This window comes from Clostridium sp. Marseille-Q2269, from assembly GCF_943736985.1.
In the GTDB taxonomy this organism is placed as follows: Bacteria; Bacillota; Clostridia; order Clostridiales; family Clostridiaceae; genus Clostridium_F.
Window position 1 is genome coordinate 213648 of the sequence record NZ_CALSFS010000005.1, and the last position, 21974, is coordinate 235621.

Here is a 21974-nt window from a genome sequence, read left to right on the forward strand (position 1 = left end):
TTACATTACCTCCACTTTTAATTTTTTATCCTGACTAACAATAAGATTAATTACTTGACTATCCACATCAATTATTTTATTAGTAGATTCCCTGTTATCTATGAATATTGGAGCATTAATATTATAGTGATTACATAAAGTATTTATAATATCTAATCCTGCATTAATTTTGGCAGCAGTATTTAAATTACTGCTATATGGAACTCCATTGATGCAAGGTTCACAGCATTCTTCTAATCCACCATTAATTTGATTTTTAAACATTTTAAATTTTACATACTTAAATTTAGAATTTACCTTCTCTTCTAATAGCTCAACTTTAGTTCTTATAAACTCTTCTGAAAGGATTTCTAAACCTTCAAGCTCTGCAATTTTTTCACTTAATTTTGTTTCTTCCTCTTCAAGTTCCTTGATTCTATTCTTAGCTTTTTCATTCGTTTCATTAAATGCTAATTGCTTGTCCACTTCTCTAAGTTGCTCTTGTAATTCTTCCTTCTTATTGTTTAATTCTGTAGTATCTTCTTTCTTATAAGACTTAATTTGACTTTCAAGACTATAAATTTCTTGTTTTATATACTTAATTTCTTCAGGATCCTCTATTTCTGTTTTAAAACTATTTAATTTGCCTTGAAGCGTCTCCAAAGATTTTTTAGTTGCTGCTAACATACTTTCTTCATCTTCTATTTTTTTAGTTAAATTCTCATTTTCACTTTTTAAATTTTCTATTTTAGCGGCAACTACTTTACCTTCTGCTATATTTACTTTTAATTTCTCAGCCTTATCACTATTAAAATTATTTTCCAAATTTTTTTTATTAGTTTCAATGTCACTTGCTTCAAAAGATCTTTTACAAGTTGGACATACACAAGTTGATTCATCAAATTCAAATTTAGAATTTTTAATCTGGTTATATGCCTTTAGCAAGTTTTTTCTTTTTAAAAGCAAATTATCTAAATATCCCTGATTTCTTTTTACTTCTTCATGGACTTCATTTATAGTCATATTTAAGTGTTTTATATTTATTTCTGTACTTCTTATATTTCCTTCAAGTTCCATCTTGGGTTTATTTGCATTTGCTTTAAATTTATATTCAATCTCTGTTAACTCTTGTTTCTTCTCTATTAGTGCCGCCTTTAGCTTAAATAATCCTTCATTTGCTTTACTTTTATCTTGGAGTTGTGCATCTATATTTTTAATTCCTGCAACTACCCCTCTTCGTTGTATATCTAATCCATTAAAATCAAGCTCTTGGATTGAATTATTAACTTCATCTATTCTTGAAGGTATTTGCATCCTGTCTTTTTTTAACTGATTTATTTTACTTCTATTAGCTTTCATAAAGTCATTCAAAGACTTATCTTCTAAATGCATTCTTAGTGGATCTAAGTCTTTTTTAGAATCAAGTACAACCTTGTTATCTAAATCTCCAACAATCTCAGTTATAATGGCTCTTCTATCCTTCAAAGGTAGGCTTGAAAAATATAAGGGATTAGTTATTAATTTAAATAATTTTTCATCCAATAATTCTGATATAAAACTTTTGTACTCTGTAACTTTTTTAGGTACTTCATTAACATAATACTTACTTTCATAGCCCTTAAATTCTGTTTTGGCTGTTCCCCTTACTTTATTGTATTTTTCTTTATACACTCTCTTTAAGACTACTTCCTTGCCATCTATGTCTAATGTTGCTTCAATAACTGTCTCTAAATTATTAATTGGGCTATTGTTTTCATCTAATGGCTGTACAAAAAACTTAGTTGAATCTTTACTATCTTTATCAAATAACAAAAATGTAAATGCATCCTGAATAGTAGTTTTTCCTGTTCCATTTTCTCCATATATATTAGTAATTTGTCCAAAATCTATTGCTAAATCCTTAATTCCTTTAAAATACTTTATCTTTAAATATTTTAAAAATATATTATTTTTCATTAATCTTTCCTCCCATAAATTAATTATTTTATGTATATCTTTAAATCTGTAACATTCTTTAAGTCTGACATATCTTTCCCTATATATTCTTTTAAGAATCTTTCTATTTCAAATGCTGGAATTTTCTTTCTTCCTAATTTTATTGCCCTTAAATGTCCCATGTTAATCAAATCATAAATCATATTCCTATTTACCTTTAACAACTTAGCCGTTTCATCTACTGTGTATAAATATTCCATTAATATCCCCCTTAATCTATATTAAAATAGTTGATTGGTATCCTTATAATTTTTGAATCAACTTTCTTACAAGGTATAATCCCTTGTTTTATTTTTCTATAAATCGTTCTTTTACTTACTCCTAATATCTGGGCTGCTTTTTTTACTGTAATATATTCTTGCAAGTGTTTCCACCTCCTTGTTTGTGTTTCCATTTGTCTATATTATACTATTCGTGTCTTTAAGCGTCAACACAGTATTTACTATTGTTTACATTCGCAGACAATTACGATATAATATAATACAGTAAAGATACATTACGATATAAAAAATTTTTTTCGTAGGAGGCAATTATGGAATTATCAAATAGAGAATTACTTGCTGACATGCTTATAAGTGCAAGGGAAGATAAAGGATATTCGCAAAGGCACCTAGCTCATATTACGGGTGTCAGTAACTCAGAAATTAGCAAATTAGAAAAAGCACAAAGATTAAATCCAAATCTAAAAATACTAAAAAAACTAGGAGATGCATTAGATATAAAATATGAAGAAATACTGGAAATCCTAGGGTATATTAAATCCAATTATTCATTTAAAGATAATACATCCTTATTAACTAATGATGAGAAAGAATATATTATAAATACTTTAACTAGTACATGGGAAAATGATATTAAAACTAAAATTAATTTTAAGGATAAAGATTCAATCCGTGAGCTATTATTTGGCGATATTGAATCCAGTATGGATAACTTTGATATTGAAAAAGATATGCCTGAAATAGCAAATATTTTAACAAAAAATAAACATTTATTATCCGAAAAAAAATATAAAAAGAAATTATATGAATTGATATCCTGGTATATAGATTTATTAGGTGGTGAAAAATAATGCAAGGGAGTGTCCGTAAGAGAGGAAATTCTTGGTCCTATAGAATTGATATAGGTAAAATAGGCGATAAACGTAAACAAAAAGAAAAAGGTGGATTTAAGACGAAAAAAGAAGCTCAACAAGCTTTAACTAAAGTATTAAACGAATTTAATTCAACTGGTAAAATATTTGAAGAAAAGAAGATAACTTTTGACGAGATTTATAATAACTTCATGGAAAATGAAGCTCCTATAACAAGAAAATTTTCAACCATTAAACGATATAGCTCATTGTATGATAATCATCTTAAAGATACTTTTGGATTTAAATATATTAATAGTATTACAGTCAATGAACTTCAAAATTTCATTGCTCTAAAAGCCAAGAAATTAAGTAATGAATATGTAAAGAGTATTTATAATTTTCTCTCACTGCTTTTTAAATATGCTGAAAGAATGGAATATATACAAAATAATATTATCCATAAAATAGTACCTCCTAAGGTTGTAAAGAGTGATGATATAAGAATCTACACCCATGAAGAATTAAAATTAATAAATGAGCGTTTAAGTACAACTAATTTACAGCCTGCTTTTCAACTAGGAATTAATTTAGGTCTAAGAGCTGGGGAATGTTATGCTTTAAGATGGGGTGATTTTGATTTTAATAAAAATATCGTAACTATTAATAAACAATTACAATATTATAATAAAAAATGGTGCTTTACATCTTTAAAAACTAAAAATAGCTATAGAAAAATTATGTTCAGTAATAAATTCAAGGATTATCTTTTATCGTTAATACAAAAACAAAAGTTATCAATTGACTTCTATAAAGATACTTATAAAAAGAATATAATAATTGATACTAATCATGATAATAAAGTAATTTATGTAACTGATTTTGTTAATGTAAAACCTAATGGCGAAATGCTTAATACCTATAGTCATAAAATCATTTCTCGTATCACTAAACAAGATTATGGAATAGATTTTAAATTCCATAATCTAAGACATACTCATGCTACATTTTTGTTAGAGAAGGGAGTAAATCCCAAATATATACAACAAAGATTAGGTCATAGTAAATTGGATTTCACTTTACGTCTATATACCCATATTACTCAAAATATGAATTTGCAAGTTATAAATGAATTAGAGAATATATTGAAATAAAAATAGAACGCTTAACATAAGCGTTCTATTTCGTGGGCAAATCATTTGGTGGACATAGATAATTATTAATTTTTTATTATTTGCCCACTCTCTCCCCACTCCACAACAAAATATACTCTGATATATTTAATATACAATACGATATATAAAATTAATGGAGTGTAAAAAATTCTCTAATTAATTATGGATAGCAACATATCTATTCTTATTTAAAATATCTGTTTAATAATCCTCTGAATGCTGAACCATGTCTAGCTTCATCTTTACACATTTCATGTACTGTATCATGAATAGCATCGTAGTTTAATTTTTTAGCTAATGTTGCTAAATCTTTTTTACCTTGACAAGCACCATGTTCTGCTTCTACTCTCATTTCTAAGTTTTTCTTAGTGCTATCTGTAACAACTTCACCTAATAATTCAGCAAATTTAGCAGCATGTTCTGCTTCTTCAAAAGCTATTCTTTTATATGCTTCTGCAACTTCTGGGAATCCTTCTCTATCTGCTTGACGGCTCATAGCTAAGTACATTCCTACTTCTGAACATTCTCCTGTAAAGTTAGCTCTTAATCCTTCTAAAACTTCTGGATCTACATCTTTTGCTATACCAACTCTATGTTCATCAGCCCAAGCCATTTCACCTTCTACTTTTTCTACAAATTTATCTTTTCCTGCACCACATTGAGGGCATTTTTCTGGTGCTTCTGCACCTTCAAAAACATAACCACATACTGAACACACAAATTTTTTCATATTAACATCCTCCTACTATACTCTATTTATTTAAATTCAATTTAATTTAATTTTACATGTCCCCTCCGGACAATTATTATTATATAATAATAATGATAAATAATCAAGGGTTTTTAAGAAATTAATTTGAAATATAAAAATAAAATACTCTTAAAGTAAAATTAATAAGTTCATTCAAATATATTTTTCTTACTTCTATAATTAATTCTTATATAGAATTCATTAATAAACAGATATTCTTTCATATTATGTAACAAACTTTAAGTATTAGAATATATTAATGTATTAATATTATTTAGGGGGAACAAATTATGACGAGAGAAGAACAATTTGAAATTACAGAAGATGTTATTGAAGAATGTCTACAAGAATCTATTGATTAATATTTAAGATTTAGGTATGGTTAAAATATATATGAATGCTTTAATTTTGTATAATATATGGTTGAAATTAATAAGAGTTTCTAATTTATTTTTTATATAATGTATATTAAATAAAACTAAGTACTTCTTAGTAAAATTTTATATGCAATATATTTAAACAAATCAGAAACTCTAAATTTTCTATATCTCCAAATACTAATTATGCTTTAGTTATTAAAATATTATTTTTGTTCTACTCTAACATTCTAAATAAATAGTTTATATGATCTTTACTCATAGGTACTATAAATAAAAAATATAAGCTTTTATTATAAAAGTAACTTTCTTAATTCCTCAATTTTGTCATTACTCAATGGCTTTACATTTTTAAGTTTATAATTTATGCCCATACTTTCATATTTATTTACACCTAATGTATGATAGGGTAACAATTCAATCTTTTCTACATTATTAAAGGTATTTGTATAATCTTTAAATTTATATATGTGTTCTATGGTATCATTTATTCCTGGAACGACTACATGTCTTAGCCATAGTTTTTTATTAAGTTTATTTACTATAGATCTAAACTTATTAAATTCTTCCATGTTCTTACCACATATATCAAAATATTTTTTCTCATCTATATGCTTAATATCTAATATAACTAAATCCACATACTTAAGTATCTCTTCATAATTTCCTATTCCTACTCCTGATGTATCTAGTGCTATGTGAATACCTTCACTTTTAGATTTTTTTAAAACTTCCAAAAGAAAATCTGGCTGCATTAAAGGCTCTCCACCTGAGCATGTTATTCCTCCTGTTTGCTTAAAATATGGCTTATATCTAGATACTTTTTTTATAACTTCATCACTACTGATCTCTATTCCACCATTAAGTCTCCATGTATCTGGATTATGACAATAAACACATCTTAACTGACATCCTTGAAAAAATATTATTACTCTAATACCTGGACCATCTACAAGCCCCATAGTTTCTATTGAATGAATTTTACCCATATATATAATCTCCTTATTAAGTAATTCTAACACTCAAATAGAAAACATATATTCCCATGTGAGTATTAGAAAAACTTATACAATTATCTAAAAATTTTTATATCTAATATAAAAATTCTATATAACTTAAGCTAGCACTTCATAATATATAACCTAAAACTTGTTATATAAAAATGACTTACATATCTTTATGGAAAGTTCTACTTATAACCTCTAATTGTTGTGCTTTTGTTAATCTATTAAAATGAACTGCATAACCTGATACTCTTATAGTAAGTGACGGATATTTTTCTGGATTCTCCATTGCATCCATCAATAACTCTCTATTTAATACATTAACATTTAAATGATGAGCATCTTGTACAAAATATCCATCTAATATAGACACTAAATTATTTGTTCTTTCTTCTTCACTCTTACCTAATGCATCTGGAACTATAGAAAATGTATTTGATACTCCATCTTCACAAACATTTTTATAAGGTATTTTAGCTACAGAGTTTAATGATGCTAAAGCTCCATTTTTGTCTCTTCCATGCATAGGATTAGCTCCTGGAGCAAATGCTTCTCCAGCTTTTCTTCCATCAGGTGTAGAACCTGTCTTCTTACCATATACCACATTAGAAGTTATTGTTAAAACTGAAAGAGTATGTTTTGCATCTCTATAAGTTTTATTCTTCTTTAATTCATTAATAAATTTATCTACTATCTCTATTGCTATTTCATCAACCCTATCATCATCATTACCGTACTTAGGGAATTCGCCTTCTATTTCAAAATCCACAGTAATGCCATTTTCTTTTACTGGCTTAACTTTTGCATATTTTATAGCACTTAAAGAATCAGCTGCAACAGATAATCCAGCTACACCAAAAGCCATAAGTCTTTCTACTTCTGTATCATGAAGTGCCATAAGTCCAGCTTCATATGCATATTTATCGTGCATATAATGTATTATATTCATGGTATTTACATATAATTCTGCTATATATTCTAACACTTTGAAATAGCTTTTCTTAACTTTTTCATAATCCAATATATCATCTTCTATAGGATCTATGTTATCTATTACTCTAATATTTTTCTTTTCATCCACGCCACCATTTATAGAGTATAATAAAGCCTTTGCTAAGTTGCATCTAGCACCAAAGAATTGCATTTGTTTTCCTAACGCCATAGCAGATACACAACAAGCTATACCATAGTCATCTCCGTATATATCTCTCATTACATCATCATTCTCATATTGGATAGCATCTGTTTTTATAGACATTTCTGCGCAGAACTTTTTAAAATTATCAGGTAAATTTTGTGACCATAATACAGTCATATTAGGTTCTGGAGCTGGTCCTAAATTATTTAAAGTATTTAAAAATCTATAAGATGTTTTAGTAACTAAAGTTTCACCATTTAATCCCATGCCTCCTATGGATTCTGTAACCCAGTTAGGATCACCTGCAAAAAGATCATTATATTCTGGAGTTCTCAGATGTCTTACCAGTCTTAGTTTTATAACAAACTGATCTATAATTTCTTGTGCTTTTTCTTCTGTTAATATTCCAGCCTTTAAATCTTTCTCTATATATACATCTATAAATGTACTTACTCTACCTAGTGACATAGCAGCACCATTGTTTTCTTTAACTCCTGCTAAATATCCAAAATATAAAAATTGTACCGCTTCTTCTGCATTTTTAGCTGGATTACTTATATCTATTCCATATTTCAATGCCATTTCTTTTATAGATTTTAAGGCTTTTATTTGTTCATTTATTTCTTCTCTTTTTCTTATAGTTGTTTCATTCATTTCTCCCTTAACGGATTTTAAATCTTCTTGTTTATGTTCTATTAAATAATCTACTCCATATAGTGATATTCTTCTATAATCACCTATTATTCTTCCTCTTCCATACGCATCTGGAAGACCTGTTAATAACCCTGCACTTCTAGCTTTTCTCGTTTCTTCAGTGTATGCATCAAATACTCCATCATTATGGGTTTTTCTATATTTAGTAAATATATTTTCTATGTCTGGTTTTAAGTTATAACCATAAGCTTCTAGAGATTGTTTTACCATTCTTATTCCACCAAATGGATTTATAATTCTCTTTAATGGTTTATCTGTTTGAAGACCCACTATACTTTCATTTTCTCTATCTATATATCCTGCCTCAAAAGCATTTATAGATGAGATGTTATCTAGATCTACATCTAATATGCCCTTCTTTATCTCCTCCGCTATAAGTACCTCACATTGCTCCCAAAGAGTTTTAGTTTTTTTAGTAGGACCTTTTAAAAAACTCTTATCTCCATAATAAGAACTATAATTTTTTTGTATAAAATCTCTTATGTCTATATTATCTTGCCATGAACCTTTATTAAAATCTTGCCATGAATCGAAAACCATAATAATCCTCCTAAAATTTAATATATTTAAAGATCTCTTAAAGCTTGTACTAATAAGAGTTCTAAATCTCAAGTTTACAAATCAACCTACTGTAGTTAGTGCACTTACATCAGTTTTATGATTTTTATTAGTTTTGTTTTTATTTTATATTATATGAAAATCTTTGTCAATTGCAAATCTTTATCTGTTATCTTTAAAATAGCATTTATTCTTCACCTAGTCCTTAATAAAAAATTTTTCTATGAATTATACTTGTATACAAATACAAAAAACCACCTGGACTTTTTGTTGCCCAGGCGGTCGACATTCTAACTTATATCTGCAAATCATACTCCCTGTGGTTAACTCCACCTCCGCCAGTCATATGATCTTTTATTAAATTTGATTTTATTTTATACCACCACGAACATTATGTCAATATAAAATGATTTAATTCATATTATACCATTTTATAAAATTTATTACATATCATATATTCTATTTATACATTTCATCTAATATTTTTTTTGCTAATTCATCATTATTTAAAACTTCATCAACTTCTATCTGTATATTTTGACTTAGTCCTTTAGCATTACCTGTGGTATATACAATCTCACCTGTAGTATCGTCTATTTTTCTTACAACCATGGCCTTATCTCCAGGAACTATTTTAGCTTTGCCTCCTTTAGATAATTCTATAAAAAAACTATTTGTAAATTCTATCTCTTGCCCTATTTTATATTTCATAAACATTCCTTCCTTCTAAACTCTTAAAATTTTATAGTTCAAACTTATGTATTGAATAAAATATTAATAAATGTAACAAACACTATAAATTCAATATATACTAAAAATAAAATTAGGTTCTCTAATTTTATTTACGAAAATTAAAAGAAAATCTATATAAATCTCATAAAATAAATTAGAAAACCTAATATTTAATATAATTATGTTTTTAATTATTCTTCTTCCTCAACTGTATTTTTTCCATTATAGGATACAGTCGCTAATAATTCTTCTGGATCTGTATATAATTTTATATCTCCATCCAAATTTAAATCTGATACTTTTATGTTATCTCCTGGCTTATTCTTTCCCACATTTACTACTATTATTTCTGGAAGTATACCTACTTTTCCAGACACCTCTATATATGGTGTAAATTCTTCTAATAAAAATCCTTTATGTTCTAATTGATCTTTTCCTTCAAATTTTACAGGTATACTATTTTTTATTACTTCATCATGTGAAACAGCTTGCATATCTATATTAAGTATTTCACCTGTTGTTGGTTCCTTTTGTATTTCTTTGATTAGTACATATTCTTTTTTATCTCCAATATTAAGCCACAATCGTGAATTAATACCAGCTTTATTTAAATATCTTAAAAGGCTAGGAACTTCAAATTTAACCTTTATGGGTTCTTTAATTTCTGCTCCGTAAATTATTCCTGGTGCAAACCCTTCTTTTCTACATTTTTTACCGGTTTCACTTCTTATTATAGCAGTCATTGAAGCACTACTCATACAAAATTCCTCCTATCCCATTACAAAATAATAGTAATTATCTTTTTGTTAGATTATTATTCATTATATATAAGTATAATTTACATTTAAATTACTTCAATAGAATCTTCCAAACATTTACTTTTTATTAATATATTAGTAACAATCTATTTATAATGTGCACAATTAATCTATAATATCATTCAATTTCACTAGTACATCTCTATAACCTTTTTTTATTATATCGTTATCTATTAATTGATCATAATTACATTCTTCTACATCTATCTCCAATATTCTTTTATACTTGCTTCCATATATTTTTTTTAATAATATTTCATAATCCATTATTATGTTAATCCAACTGTTCTTATTGCTATAATCTATTCTTTTTACATCATAATTTATTTTGTCTATTATTCCATATAATTGATTTATATAACTTATTTCTTTTAAAGTAAATTTCTTAGTTAAAATTGATATGTCTTTATAGTAATTTTTATTTATAGATATACATACAGGGTAATATTCTTCCTTATTATATTGGATTTTGGTTATAGCTCTTATACCTTCAAAAATTGCCGTACATATATCTAATCTTACAATTTTTCCACTTTCCTTAAATTTATCTTCATAATAGATTTCATCTATTTTTTTATGTTCTTCTAATATATGCCTTTGTATTTCTTCATTTTTAATAATCGTCTTTTTATTAATACGCGAACTCCATATTCCACCTATTATAGCTCCCACTATTATTGCTGCAGCTGAAATAGCAGTTCCTATTAAAGCTTTTGGCATAACAATACATCCTTTCTGTTAAGTTCTAAATTTTTCAAATACTAATTTAATAATATATTTTCACAAAAAATATTAATATTATGTTAATAATTATGTTAAAATGTTGTTATGTCATTATTATATAGAAAACCATTTCTTTATAATATTTATTTACGAATAATAACTTTTGACAAATAACCTTTTTTATTATATAATTAAATATATTTATAGTAAAGGATGGTGGCTATGGATACAATCGCAAGTATTTTCAGAGAAAAAAATCTAAAATTAACACCTCAGCGTATAGCTGTATATAAGTATCTTAAATCTACTAAAGAACATCCTTCAGCTGAAATTATATATAAAGCTTTGCAACCAGATTATCCTACTATGAGTTTAGCTACAGTTTATAAAGCTTTAAAAACTCTAGTAGAAGTAAATTTAGTTAAAGAGTTAAATGTAGGTGAGGGTAATTTTAGATATGATGCAAATACTCATTCACATCCACATATACAATGTATAAACTGTGGTAAAGTGGATGATATAGAAGAGGTGTCTTTTTCCAACTTAAATGATGAGGTAAAAAATCATACAAAATACAATGTTTTGTATAATAGGGTTTACTTTTATGGCATATGTGAATCTTGCAACAAAGAGTCAAATTCGTAAAATTATTAATTAATAAGCACTTAAATATATATAATTTAAGTGCTTATTATATTTGTCGTTAAGCTTAATAATATGTTATTTAAAATTATCTTCCACAACCTTATTCCATTCTTTCCCTGTATACTCATTATTTAATATCCTATCAATAGAAGTTGATATAGTAGACTTAAGAGTATCTGGTAAATTGTATAGTACTAATATACTATTTTCATTTAAGTTACTTAATTTTTCCACAGTATTCTTATTTAGACTTGTAAGTTCTCCTGACTTTTCTTTATTGATCTTTTTATTACCTGTTACAAAACCTTTTTTTAATAATTCTTTTTGAGTTTTTTCATTAAAAGTAAAGTTCACAAAATTAGTTGCTTCCTCAGCATTTTTAGATTTTAATGGTAAACAAATTATAGAATTTACAATTACAGGTTCTGTATTATTAGCTTTACCCACATTATACAATTGTTTAATGGATTTTATATTAGGACTTTTTATTTTATTATTATAATAACTAGTACTTATTATTATAGGAATATCTCCATTTTCAAATTTTTCTAATGTAACTTCTTTACCTTCCTCAAAGGAATTTTTATCTAAAATATTATCTTTAACCATATCATTTATAATATCAAAAGGCTCTTGCATATTTTTCAAATTTTCATATTCTTTTTTTCCTTTATCATAAATATTTTCTAATTCCATAGAATTACTTATATTATTGGCTATAACGGAAAACATGACTAAATTTATATCTAAATCATTTGTTAACATAACAGGGATCTTAAAAGATGAACTCTTTAATTTTTTCATAATATTTTTCACATCATTTATATCCTTAGGTTCATATATCTTTAATCTGCTTAGAGCTTCAGTATTGTACAAAACTTCTATGGTATAAGGCATAATAGGTAATCCATAATATTTATCCTTAAATCTACCGTAGCTATTAAAAACATTATAATAATCCTTAGTAATATTATTTTTTTCATAACTTGTTTGCATATTATCTAAAAGTCCCTTTTGAGATAACTTTATCATTTCATTTCTAGATACAAGGATTAAATCTGGTGACTTATCCTTTTTTAATTCTTCTTCCACACTACTACCCAATGCATTATTTATATTTATTTTCACATCTTCATTAGATTTTTTATATTCATCCATAATAATTTTTAATATATCTAAAGAACCTTTGTCTTTAACATCTACATACATATTTAACTCTTTATTATTATTGTTATTTTTATTTTCTTTTTTACAAGAAACAAAATTTATTGGGAATATTAATATAAGAATTAAGCATATTATTTTTTTAAATTTCAATAACACTTCACCTCCATCGGAAGTATATTCTTTTATTTTTATTTTGTACAAATTAATTAAATATATAATAGATTCATATAATTAATTAGAGGTGAATTATATGAAAATGAGGGTATTTTTCCTAAAAAGAAAATCTATTTATTATTTTTTACTTTTAAGTTTAATTCTAATAACTTTATTAACTACTATTAAGTACAAAAATACTTCTGCTTTTAATTTATTAACTCCTAATAAAACTATAAGAAAAGATTTAACTGGCGATGGAAACGAAGATAGCTTAAACATTACCAGTATAGACAACAAATATTCTATAAACATAAAATCTCAAGATAAAAATTATATATTAAAAAACAATGAAAACAAAGAATTTTTGGGAGATCATAATAAATTTTGGCCTATTAATATTAATTTTAAAGATATCTCTAGAGATAAAATTCCTGAAATATTTGTTCAATGTTCTCAATATAAAATGCCCGCTCAGTATGTTTTTGGATGGCAAAATAATAAATTTAAACTGCTATATTCTTCTAATAACAATATTATTGGATTCATGGATCATAATAATAACAAGACTCCAAAAATTATATCTGGAAATTTTAAAGATAATAATATGGTTTTTGATTCCTTTATATTTATGGAAGATACTCTTCAAAGATTTGATTACAACTTTAGCAAGGATTTTATGGGCAGTAATACCATTACAGAATTTATAAATTATATCCAAGGTCTTCCCATTTCAGAAGAAAATAAACCTGAAAATATACTTATAAATAATATAAGTGGCAAAGACATATCTGTTATAGGTAATCTTGTAAAAGAAAATAACATATATTCCTTTCAAGATGCTAAATTTAATGACATAAAAAGTGATAATGATGGACAAATTAGTGAAATAAAATGGTCTTTGAATTTTAAAGGTATTTCAAAACAAGATAATAATTCAATAAAAAATTATAATATTGACGTGCTACTAAAATTAGTAGATAATCCCGATGATAATTATAAATTTAAAATCTATGCAATTACTCTAAATTAAAAACAAAAAGGGACCGTTTTCCGGTCCCAAGGGGGATGGGGGGTTGTTGCACTAAATATATAAATATATATTTAGTGCATTAGGGAGATTATCTCGCCTAACTACATTATATATAATTGCCAATTTAAATAAAATTATTCAAATTTATTAAAACTTTAATTAATTACTTTAGTTAGGCAATTTCAAAAGCTAAATTACCTATTGAGACTATATTATACTTATTATGATATATTATCCATATAATATGAAAACACTTGCCCAATTTTATATGATGAATTTTTAAAAACTCTAAGGGATTTTTAGCTCACATAAAATATCTTTTAGTTCAATATTCTGTTTTGATTTTTCATATATAAAGCACACAAGTGCTTTTGCCGTCAGGCTGTTTAGATGTTTCTGAGTTTCACCTATAGTCTTAAAATCTCCGTGGTTGGAACTAACTCTAAATAATTCTAAAAAATTATAGATTAAGAATACTATAAGAAAATATCGTTCTATAGACAAAATGCTACGCATTCTATATTTATCAAAAGCTAAATTGCTTTTTAAATATTTATATGAAGTTTCTATAGTCCATCTGTGAGAATAATATTTAATTATAGTTTCTGCATTTAATAAGATGTCGGTAGACAGCAAATATACTGGGTTCTTGAATCCATCATGGGTGACTTCATAGCAAATAAGTATTTTAGCATAAGGGAATTTAGAAACATTACCTTCATAGGTATATACTCTATAGTCCTTACCTTCAACTGTAACAAGGTCTAAGGTGTTAGGACTAAGGAATTTTTCAAATTTTGATAACTGCATTGAAATTCCTAATGGAGATATTTTTCTGTTAGATTTAATTGCTCCTATTAGGTGGTAGCCCTTTGCTAAAGATGCTTCTATTAAATTATTATTTGTATACCATGAATCCATAAGACAATACATTTTTTCACAATTAGATGGAGTTTTAAAAGAAGTTATAAAATTTTTTGCAATATCAATCTTAGATTTAAAATTTTTATTTAAATCTTTGCAAAATTCCTTTTTATAGTAAGGTTTATATTGTAAAGGAATAGATTTATCATTTACAACAAAATTTGAAGTAACCACACAATGTGACCAAATATTTTTGTCTTCTGTATGAGAGTAATTATAAGATAATCCTTGCATTTTCTTTGCTGATTTCTTGGGATTTACAGTATCATCTATAATCAAAAACCCTACGGATTTAGGTTTAATATTATGCTCAAGGAAAAAGTTTAAATAGCTAATTCTATTGTTGTTCAGAAGACTATGGTCCCATTTAGAATGGCTTAAAAATCTATAAATACAACTTTTGTCTTTTGAATGCAACACATTTTTAGCAATTTCAGATAAAGTTTTAGTGCCAGGTAAATTAATTAATCCATTGGCAATATTGGTTAAATGATTAAATTGAGGCTTAGACATTCCATAATTTACATCATTTAAGTAATTGTAAAGTTCATTATTAATGGATACAATATTAGTACTTGGCATACTTTTTACCTCCTGTGTTTATATTTGTATGGTAACTTTTATATAACACAGTGAGAGAAAGTATGCCATATTTATTTTTTGGTAGTTTTACCAATTTAGATTTTTATTTTGCATAACTAAAGTTAATTATATATATTATTTAATTTTGATACTTCATCCCTTAACTGATTTTTTAGTTCTTTTGGACTAAGAACTTGTACATCTTCTCCAAATCCCAAAATCCATCTTTTTATTTCCTTAAAATTTTCTACATATACTTCAAATAAGATATTTCCATCTTTAAGCTCGTTTATTTCTTCATTTACATACCATCTATTATTTTTTATAAAATCAGCTCTATTTTTATTAAATTTCAATTGAACCTTCATTTTATCCTTTATAAATATAGTTTTATATTTTTCTAAAAAATTGTTTATTAAAAAATCTTTAGAAATAATAAACGTATCCTTTGTATCTTTTATATCTTTAATTCTATTTATATCGAATATTTCTATATATTTATTGAAATGACAATAACCCACAATATACCATTTACCATATTTAAATATAATATCATATGGATCTACTTTCCTAAATGTAATTTCATTTCTATTTATATTAAAATAACTTATATCTATAGATTTATTATTCATTATCCCACTACATATTTTTGATATTTTATCTTGGGAAATTTTATTATTTCCTATACTATTTATATTAAAATCATTATAATTATATATGTTATTTAAATCTATATTTTTACCACTTAGGTTATTCTTTATCTTGCCTAGAGCAGATTTATATTCTTTTTCATAAATAAAACCATTTTCTTCTGTTAAAATCTCGCCTGCCATAAGTAATGCCCTTATTTCATTCTCATCCAATTTAGGACTTTTCATATAAAAATTTTTATCTATATAAAAGCCACCATATCTTCCCTTTTTAGCATGTATTGGTATATTAGCCGAATTTAAGCTATTTATGTATCTGTAAATAGTTTTTTTATCCACCATTAAGAAATCTGAGAGCTCTCCAGCTGTTACAAATTCTTTATATTGAAGTATTATTAATAGTTGTAGTATATGAGAAATCTTTGACATATTATCGCCTCTTTTCTACTCTTTAGTTATATCGTCATATTTATAATATTTTTTAGTTTTACTAAGCACTATCTTGAAATTAGTTGAAAATTTTTTAACTAATAAATAAATTTAAAGTTAATAATTATTAATCTTATTTACATTAAAATATTTATTATACAAAAAAAATAGAAAGAGCTTTAAGTCTTTCTATAAAAATTTGTCTATTTTTTCATCAATCTACTAACATAATATATCTGGATTAATTTCTCTAAAAGATCTTTTTTATCTGGGCTAATCATAGGTCTTAGCATATTTAAAAACTGTAATGTATAATCATTTTGAAATTGTTTATTATTCATATTGTTAAATAAATTATTATTCATCATATTATTCATCATGTTATTCATGTTGTTGTTCATGTTATTATTCATGTTGTTGTTAAACGAATTATTATTGTCATATGTTTCGTCATCATCATACTCATCATCGTAATTATTATTATTATTATTGTTATTTCCTTTACTTAGCGATGACATTATATTAGATAATTGATTCATATCTATATTATTTAACATATTCTGTATATTATCCATGTTAAGGTTATTTCCATTCCTATTATCATATCTTTCCTTGTGCTTTTTTTTATGCTTAGACATCAAATACCTCCATTTTAATTAATGGTAAGGAGGGCTTGCAAACCCTCCTAAATTAAGTTATTAGTAGTTGTTGCAGCATAATGAGAAGTTTCCACAGCATGCTAAATAGTATAGTGCTATTATAAATAATATACTATTATCTACTTGGCATCCTCCTCTTCTACCATCTCTGTGATGGTCGTCGCACCCTCTTCCACAGCAACCGAATTGTAGTAATATTAATATTAATATTATTAGCCCATTACCTGAGCTTCTTCTTCGTGTGCATCTGCTTTTGCATTTGCATTTACATTTTTTTGACATGCTAAACCCCCCTTTCATGGGCTATGGCTTTTTGTATTCTATTATTCTTCCTTAGCATCAACATTGATTATATTACCAGATGATGATCTAGATGATGATCTACATTCTCTTTCTGATGAACAACCTGTTGATTGCTTACAGAAACAGCATAGTATCAATACTAGAATTACTATGAATGACCAATCGCAACCACAGCCATTGCCAAAACCAAAGCCATTGCCATAGCCATCGCAATCGTCATCATAATCATCATCACAGCAACAACAATGTTTTCTCTTTTTGCGGCGTTTTTTCTTGCATACACATTCGCAATCACAGCAACAATTATTGCCGCCGCCCCAGTTACCAAAACCATTACCGTTGCAGCAGAATAATAAGAATAGTACGATTATCCATATGAACCAACTACTCCCGAATCCAAAGGAACCGCATCCTGATCCGCAACCTATTGGAGAATTGTTGTCATTTGTTCCCCCATTTAGTAAGCTTGCAATATTATTAAGATCCACTTTACATCCCCCTTTCGAAGGTTAGTTTATTATTTTTTAAACCTAGTTTTCTATTATCTTTTGTTCTTAATATATAGTATTCTACTAATGTGTTTTTGACACAAAACTATAACTCAAAAAATCCAAAAAATAAAAGCAATAAGATATCTATAAAAAATATCTTATTGCTTTTATATAAAAAAATGAATTCATTACTAAATTTGAAATAATTATATATTAATTTTAATATTATAACTTATCTAGAAATATCATAATTGTATTAACTAAATTAAATGTAAAATGATTAAATACCGCATACCAAAATCCTTCTTTATGTATTAAATAGCAATTAAATAAAGCTATAAATACTAAAGCAGGAAATACCTTCATATTATAATGAACTATTCCAAAAAGTACACTACTCATAATGGCTGACATTACTATTCCTAATCTTTTACTTAACAACTTCTCAAATATAAACCATCTGAAAACAAATTCTTCCGCTACTGGAGCAAATATAACGGTCACAGGAATTACTATTAGAAATTTATTTAAAGGCATATTATTTAGCCATGTAACTACATCTTGTTCCTTTAAATTTAACTTTAATAAATCAAATATGATCTTAGATATATTCATTATTAGAATGCAACCTAAATAAGATGTGAAAGCATATTGTATTGCTTTTATAAATGAAAAACTAGATATATTAAATTTAAATCTATTATAGTCATCATTATATGTTAAATCCTTCAGTTCTTCAGTTTTATATCTATTTCTTAATTGATGTATATCTATCAATGTAATCAAAAATGGAAATAAATTTTGTGTAAATAAAGAACCTATTATATAAAACACAAAAATAATAACAGTTATAAATATGTTCATCTTTTTAGGCTTTATCTTAAAAAATAATATTATAGGGGGTATCCATAATATTATAAAAGTAAGTACATTCTTTATAAAATCCATTGTCTCCCCCCTTAACTATAATCTAATAAACTAATATTTCTTCTAGAACTTCTTCTTTTCCTTCTTTATTTAACGAAGATATTAATAAAATTTTCTCGTCTTTGTCCATTTTCAATGTATCTCGTATAATTTTCTTATTTTTATTTATATCATTTCTTTTTAATTTATCAAGTTTAGTTCCAACTACCAAAACTTCATAGTTATAATGTTTTATCCAGTTATACATATTTATGTCATCACCAGTTGGTTTATGCCTACTATCAACTAATAAAACTATTTTTTTTAGTTGATTTCTTTCTACTAGGTATTGCTCCATTATATATCCCCAGTTTTCTTTTTCCTTCTTTGAAACTTTAGCATAACCATAACCAGGTAAATCCACAAAATACATAGTATTATTTATTAAGAAGAAATTTATTAATCTAGTTTTTCCTGGGGTAGAACTAACTTTCACAAGCTTTCTTCTATTAGTCAAAGTATTTATAAGAGTAGATTTACCTACATTAGATCTTCCTACAAAAGCTATTTCTGGTCTACCATCCTCAGGATATTGAGATCTTTTAACTGCTGATATTATAAATTCTGCTTTTTTTATTTCCATTTCCATATCTTATCTCTCCAGTATTATTGTTTTATTAAAGCATTTTCAAGAACTTTTTCTATTTTATCAGCTACAACAAAATCAATTTTATTTTTAACAGTTTTAGGGATATCTCTCAAATCTTTTTCATTAGCTTTTGGAATAATTATTGTATCTATTCCAGCTCTATATGCTGCTAAAGATTTTTCTTTTAATCCCCCAATAGGTAAAACCCTTCCTGTTAGGGTGATTTCTCCAGTCATAGCCACATTATGCTTAACTTTTTTATTACCTAAAGCTGAAACTAACGCAGTTATCATAGTTACTCCTGCTGAAGGACCATCTTTAGGTACTGCACCTTCAGGTACATGTATGTGAATATCCTTATTTTTATAAAAACTAGCGTCTATACTATATTTACTAGCGTTTGATCTCACATAACTATATCCTGCCTTAGCAGACTCTACCATAACATCACCTAGTTTACCTGTAAGCTGTAACTTCCCACTACCTTCCATAACTGTGACTTCTATAGGTAGAGTATCTCCACCATAATCAGTCCAAGCTAATCCTGTTACAACCCCTACTTTATCTTCTTTGTCTGCTTTATCATAAGAAAATATTTCTGGTCCTAAATATTTTTTAATATGATTTACTGTAACATTAGTTGTATCTTTATCTTTTTCAATCATTTCTGTTATGGACTTTCTAATAACAGAAGCTATTTTCCTTTCTAGACTTCTAACTCCTGATTCACGAGTATAATTATCTATAATATAATATAGAGATGAATTAGAAAATGTAATTTTCCCATCTTCCATATTATGTTCTTTTAGTTTCTTAGGAACTAGATGATTTTTAGCAATATTAAATTTTTCTTCTGAAGTATAACCTGATACTTGTATAATTTCCATTCTGTCTAATAGAGGTGCAGGTATTGTATTTAAATTATTTGCAGTAGTTATAAATAAAACTTTAGATAAGTCAAAATCCAATTCTAAATAATGATCTCTGAAAGTAGAATTTTGTTCTGCATCTAGTACTTCCAATAAAGCATCTGCTGGATCTCCTCTAAAATCATTGCTCATTTTATCTATTTCATCAAGCAAAAATAATGGATTTTTAGATTTTGCTTGCTTCATACCATAAATTATTCTTCCTGGTATTGCTCCCACATAAGTTTTTCTATGACCTCTTATTTCTGCTTCATCTCTTACTCCACCTAAAGACATTCTTACAAAATTTCTATTTAAAGAATGAGCTATGGATTTAGCTATAGATGTTTTACCTACCCCTGGTGGTCCTACTAAACATAATATAGGCCCCTTTAAAGTTTTACTAACTTTTCTTACTGCTAAATACTCTATTATTCTATCTTTTACATCTTTTAACCCATAATGTTCTTTATCTAATATTTCTCTAGCTTTTTTTATATCTAAATTATCTTTAGTATCTTTATTCCATGGTAATGACAATATCCAGTCTAAGTATGCTCTAATAACTCCTCCTTCTGCAGAAAAATTACCAGAATTTTTTAGCCTATCTAGTTCATACATAGCCTTTTCTTTTACTTCTTTAGGAAGCTTTGCTTTATTTATTTTCTCTTTATATAGATTTATTTCTTTTTTGTCTTCCTCTTCTTCACCTAATTCTTCTTGTATAGTTTTTAATTGTTCTTTTAAATAATATTCTTTTTGTGCTTTGTCTATTTTGTCCTTTACTTTAATTCCTATTTTTCTCTCGATTTTTAGTATTTCTATTTCTTCATTTATAATTATTAATATTTTTTCTAGTCTCTCTTTAGAGTCTACAATACCTATGATTTCTTGCTTTTCTTCTTGAGTTATATTTATATATGAACCTATAACATCTGCTATCCTACCTGGTTCTTGTAAATCATCTACTCCTATAATTAGATCTGAGGATGAATCTCCTGAAAGCTTCATATACTCATCAAAATTAGTCTTTACAAATCTTATAAGAGCATCTACTTCTTTATCACCTTCATATTCATCATCTTCTATTTCTTCTATTTCTACTTTCATAAATGGTTCTTTTTCTAAATAATCAACTATTCTACCTCTAGTTTTTCCTTCCACTAAAACTCTAACTGTATCTCCTGGCAACTTTAATATTTGCTTTATTTCACATATAGTTCCTATGTCATATATGTCTTCTACAATTGGTTCCTCTGTTTCAGCTTCTTTTTGAGCAGATAAAAATATTTTTTGTCCATTTCCCATAGCTTCTTCTAAAGCTAAAATGGATTTTTCTCTACCTACATCAAAATGTAAAATCATATATGGAAATATAATTATTCCCCTCAATGGAATTAAAGGAAGAACTTCTAAGTTTTCTTTCATATATCTCCCTC

Annotated in this window: 22 protein-coding genes and 1 riboswitch; of the genes, 4 read left to right on the forward strand and 18 right to left on the reverse strand. The window is 26.3% G+C overall.

Annotated elements, in window-relative coordinates; genetic code table 11:
* The 3 genes from NGI68_RS08665 to NGI68_RS08675 are packed head-to-tail and all read right to left on the reverse strand — an operon-like array spanning position 1 to position 2338.
* Complete coding sequence (locus tag NGI68_RS08665) at positions 1-1935, reverse strand: AAA family ATPase (protein ID WP_251861075.1); 1935 nt, start codon at positions 1933-1935, stop codon at positions 1-3.
* Between the two features lie 23 nt (positions 1936-1958).
* The gene (locus NGI68_RS08670) at positions 1959-2174 is read right to left on the reverse strand and encodes a helix-turn-helix domain-containing protein (protein WP_251861076.1); all 216 of its coding nucleotides are present in this window, start codon (positions 2172-2174) and stop codon (positions 1959-1961) included.
* A gap of 11 nt (positions 2175-2185) precedes the next feature.
* A complete protein-coding gene (locus NGI68_RS08675; RefSeq protein ID WP_251861077.1) occupies positions 2186-2338 on the reverse strand; it encodes a helix-turn-helix domain-containing protein in 153 nt (50 codons plus the stop codon).
* 168 nt (positions 2339-2506) lie between these two features.
* Here NGI68_RS08675 and NGI68_RS08680 point away from each other — a divergent pair, with 168 nt between their 5' ends.
* The gene (locus tag NGI68_RS08680) at positions 2507-3046 is read left to right on the forward strand and encodes a helix-turn-helix domain-containing protein (protein WP_251861078.1); all 540 of its coding nucleotides are present in this window, start codon (positions 2507-2509) and stop codon (positions 3044-3046) included.
* The gene (locus tag NGI68_RS08685) at positions 3046-4200 is read left to right on the forward strand and encodes a site-specific integrase (protein WP_251861079.1); all 1155 of its coding nucleotides are present in this window, start codon (positions 3046-3048) and stop codon (positions 4198-4200) included. Before NGI68_RS08680 ends, NGI68_RS08685 begins: the two co-directional genes overlap by 1 nt.
* A 205-nt stretch (positions 4201-4405) precedes the next feature.
* On the opposite strand, the gene NGI68_RS08690 is transcribed toward NGI68_RS08685, so the two are convergent.
* The 6 genes from NGI68_RS08690 to NGI68_RS08715 form a co-directional block, all read right to left on the reverse strand.
* Positions 4406-4951 carry an NADH peroxidase gene (locus NGI68_RS08690; RefSeq protein ID WP_251861080.1) on the reverse strand — a complete coding sequence of 182 codons (546 nt, stop codon included), beginning with the start codon at positions 4949-4951 and terminating at the stop codon, positions 4406-4408.
* A 691-nt stretch (positions 4952-5642) separates the two neighbouring features.
* Positions 5643-6338 (reverse strand): pyruvate formate-lyase-activating protein, encoded by a 696-nt coding sequence (pflA, locus tag NGI68_RS08695; protein ID WP_251861081.1) that lies wholly within the window; start codon positions 6336-6338, stop codon positions 5643-5645.
* 178 nt (positions 6339-6516) lie between these two features.
* A complete protein-coding gene (pflB, locus tag NGI68_RS08700; protein WP_251861082.1) occupies positions 6517-8745 on the reverse strand; it encodes a formate C-acetyltransferase in 2229 nt (742 codons plus the stop codon).
* 283 nt (positions 8746-9028) lie between these two features.
* Positions 9029-9119, reverse strand: a riboswitch (ZMP/ZTP riboswitch).
* 103 nt (positions 9120-9222) lie between these two features.
* Positions 9223-9474 (reverse strand): hypothetical protein, encoded by a 252-nt coding sequence (locus tag NGI68_RS08705; protein ID WP_251861083.1) that lies wholly within the window; start codon positions 9472-9474, stop codon positions 9223-9225.
* Between the two features lie 212 nt (positions 9475-9686).
* Positions 9687-10253 (reverse strand): 50S ribosomal protein L25, encoded by a 567-nt coding sequence (locus NGI68_RS08710; protein WP_251861084.1) that lies wholly within the window; start codon positions 10251-10253, stop codon positions 9687-9689.
* Positions 10254-10418: 165 nt separating this feature from the next.
* Positions 10419-11033 (reverse strand): hypothetical protein, encoded by a 615-nt coding sequence (locus NGI68_RS08715; RefSeq protein WP_251861085.1) that lies wholly within the window; start codon positions 11031-11033, stop codon positions 10419-10421.
* A 225-nt stretch (positions 11034-11258) separates the two neighbouring features.
* On the opposite strand from NGI68_RS08715, the gene perR reads away from it, so the two are divergent.
* Entirely contained in the window at positions 11259-11681 is a 423-nt protein-coding gene (perR, locus tag NGI68_RS08720; RefSeq protein ID WP_251861086.1) for a transcriptional regulator PerR, read from the forward strand.
* Between the two features lie 75 nt (positions 11682-11756).
* Here the strand turns inward: perR and NGI68_RS08725 are convergent, their stop codons facing one another.
* Positions 11757-12998, reverse strand: coding sequence for an ABC transporter substrate-binding protein (locus tag NGI68_RS08725; protein WP_353505365.1), 1242 nt, complete (start codon positions 12996-12998; stop codon positions 11757-11759).
* A 100-nt stretch (positions 12999-13098) separates the two neighbouring features.
* On the opposite strand from NGI68_RS08725, the gene NGI68_RS08730 reads away from it, so the two are divergent.
* Positions 13099-14034, forward strand: coding sequence for a hypothetical protein (locus NGI68_RS08730; protein ID WP_251861088.1), 936 nt, complete (start codon positions 13099-13101; stop codon positions 14032-14034).
* A 288-nt stretch (positions 14035-14322) separates the two neighbouring features.
* On the opposite strand, the gene NGI68_RS08735 is transcribed toward NGI68_RS08730, so the two are convergent.
* From NGI68_RS08735 to lon, 8 genes are all read right to left on the reverse strand, one after another.
* A complete protein-coding gene (locus tag NGI68_RS08735) occupies positions 14323-15540 on the reverse strand; it encodes an IS701 family transposase (protein ID WP_251859462.1) in 1218 nt (405 codons plus the stop codon).
* Between the two features lie 122 nt (positions 15541-15662).
* Positions 15663-16619 carry a helix-turn-helix transcriptional regulator gene (locus NGI68_RS08740; RefSeq protein ID WP_251861089.1) on the reverse strand — a complete coding sequence of 319 codons (957 nt, stop codon included), beginning with the start codon at positions 16617-16619 and terminating at the stop codon, positions 15663-15665.
* 203 nt (positions 16620-16822) lie between these two features.
* Positions 16823-17257: a hypothetical protein gene (locus NGI68_RS08745; RefSeq protein ID WP_251861090.1), complete on the reverse strand. Its 435-nt coding sequence runs from the start codon at positions 17255-17257 to the stop codon at positions 16823-16825.
* 60 nt (positions 17258-17317) lie between these two features.
* Entirely contained in the window at positions 17318-17560 is a 243-nt protein-coding gene (locus NGI68_RS08750) for a hypothetical protein (protein ID WP_251861091.1), read from the reverse strand.
* Positions 17561-17601: 41 nt separating this feature from the next.
* On the reverse strand, positions 17602-18069 hold the full coding sequence (locus tag NGI68_RS08755) for a hypothetical protein (RefSeq protein ID WP_251861092.1): 468 nt from the start codon (positions 18067-18069) through the stop codon (positions 17602-17604).
* Positions 18070-18297: 228 nt separating this feature from the next.
* Positions 18298-19020 carry a CPBP family intramembrane glutamic endopeptidase gene (locus NGI68_RS08760; RefSeq protein ID WP_251861093.1) on the reverse strand — a complete coding sequence of 241 codons (723 nt, stop codon included), beginning with the start codon at positions 19018-19020 and terminating at the stop codon, positions 18298-18300.
* 22 nt (positions 19021-19042) lie between these two features.
* Positions 19043-19621, reverse strand: a complete 579-nt coding sequence (gene yihA, locus NGI68_RS08765) for a ribosome biogenesis GTP-binding protein YihA/YsxC (protein WP_251861125.1) — start codon at positions 19619-19621, stop codon at positions 19043-19045.
* A gap of 23 nt (positions 19622-19644) precedes the next feature.
* Positions 19645-21963, reverse strand: coding sequence for an endopeptidase La (gene lon / locus NGI68_RS08770; RefSeq protein WP_251861094.1), 2319 nt, complete (start codon positions 21961-21963; stop codon positions 19645-19647).
* Positions 21964-21974 lie beyond the last annotated feature (11 nt).

What these genes read in the sequence shown, in the direction of transcription:
- NGI68_RS08665 (WP_251861075.1), bottom strand. Translation starts at nt 1,935, where the DNA reads ATGAAAAATAATATATTTTTAAAATATTTAAAGATAAAGTATTTTAAA.
- NGI68_RS08670 (WP_251861076.1), bottom strand. Translation starts at nt 2,174, where the DNA reads ATGGAATATTTATACACAGTAGATGAAACGGCTAAGTTGTTAAAGGTA.
- NGI68_RS08680 (WP_251861078.1), top strand. Translation starts at nt 2,507, where the DNA reads ATGGAATTATCAAATAGAGAATTACTTGCTGACATGCTTATAAGTGCA.
- NGI68_RS08685 (WP_251861079.1), top strand. Translation starts at nt 3,046, where the DNA reads ATGCAAGGGAGTGTCCGTAAGAGAGGAAATTCTTGGTCCTATAGAATT.
- NGI68_RS08690 (WP_251861080.1), bottom strand. Translation starts at nt 4,951, where the DNA reads ATGAAAAAATTTGTGTGTTCAGTATGTGGTTATGTTTTTGAAGGTGCA.
- pflA (WP_251861081.1), bottom strand. Translation starts at nt 6,338, where the DNA reads ATGGGTAAAATTCATTCAATAGAAACTATGGGGCTTGTAGATGGTCCA.
- pflB (WP_251861082.1), bottom strand. Translation starts at nt 8,745, where the DNA reads ATGGTTTTCGATTCATGGCAAGATTTTAATAAAGGTTCATGGCAAGAT.
- NGI68_RS08705 (WP_251861083.1), bottom strand. Translation starts at nt 9,474, where the DNA reads ATGAAATATAAAATAGGGCAAGAGATAGAATTTACAAATAGTTTTTTT.
- NGI68_RS08710 (WP_251861084.1), bottom strand. Translation starts at nt 10,253, where the DNA reads ATGAGTAGTGCTTCAATGACTGCTATAATAAGAAGTGAAACCGGTAAA.
- NGI68_RS08715 (WP_251861085.1), bottom strand. Translation starts at nt 11,033, where the DNA reads ATGCCAAAAGCTTTAATAGGAACTGCTATTTCAGCTGCAGCAATAATA.
- perR (WP_251861086.1), top strand. Translation starts at nt 11,259, where the DNA reads ATGGATACAATCGCAAGTATTTTCAGAGAAAAAAATCTAAAATTAACA.
- NGI68_RS08730 (WP_251861088.1), top strand. Translation starts at nt 13,099, where the DNA reads ATGAAAATGAGGGTATTTTTCCTAAAAAGAAAATCTATTTATTATTTT.
- NGI68_RS08735 (WP_251859462.1), bottom strand. Translation starts at nt 15,540, where the DNA reads ATGCCAAGTACTAATATTGTATCCATTAATAATGAACTTTACAATTAC.
- NGI68_RS08740 (WP_251861089.1), bottom strand. Translation starts at nt 16,619, where the DNA reads ATGTCAAAGATTTCTCATATACTACAACTATTAATAATACTTCAATAT.
- NGI68_RS08745 (WP_251861090.1), bottom strand. Translation starts at nt 17,257, where the DNA reads ATGTCTAAGCATAAAAAAAAGCACAAGGAAAGATATGATAATAGGAAT.
- NGI68_RS08750 (WP_251861091.1), bottom strand. Translation starts at nt 17,560, where the DNA reads ATGTCAAAAAAATGTAAATGCAAATGCAAAAGCAGATGCACACGAAGA.
- NGI68_RS08760 (WP_251861093.1), bottom strand. Translation starts at nt 19,020, where the DNA reads ATGGATTTTATAAAGAATGTACTTACTTTTATAATATTATGGATACCC.
- yihA (WP_251861125.1), bottom strand. Translation starts at nt 19,621, where the DNA reads ATGGAAATAAAAAAAGCAGAATTTATAATATCAGCAGTTAAAAGATCT.
- lon (WP_251861094.1), bottom strand. Translation starts at nt 21,963, where the DNA reads ATGAAAGAAAACTTAGAAGTTCTTCCTTTAATTCCATTGAGGGGAATA.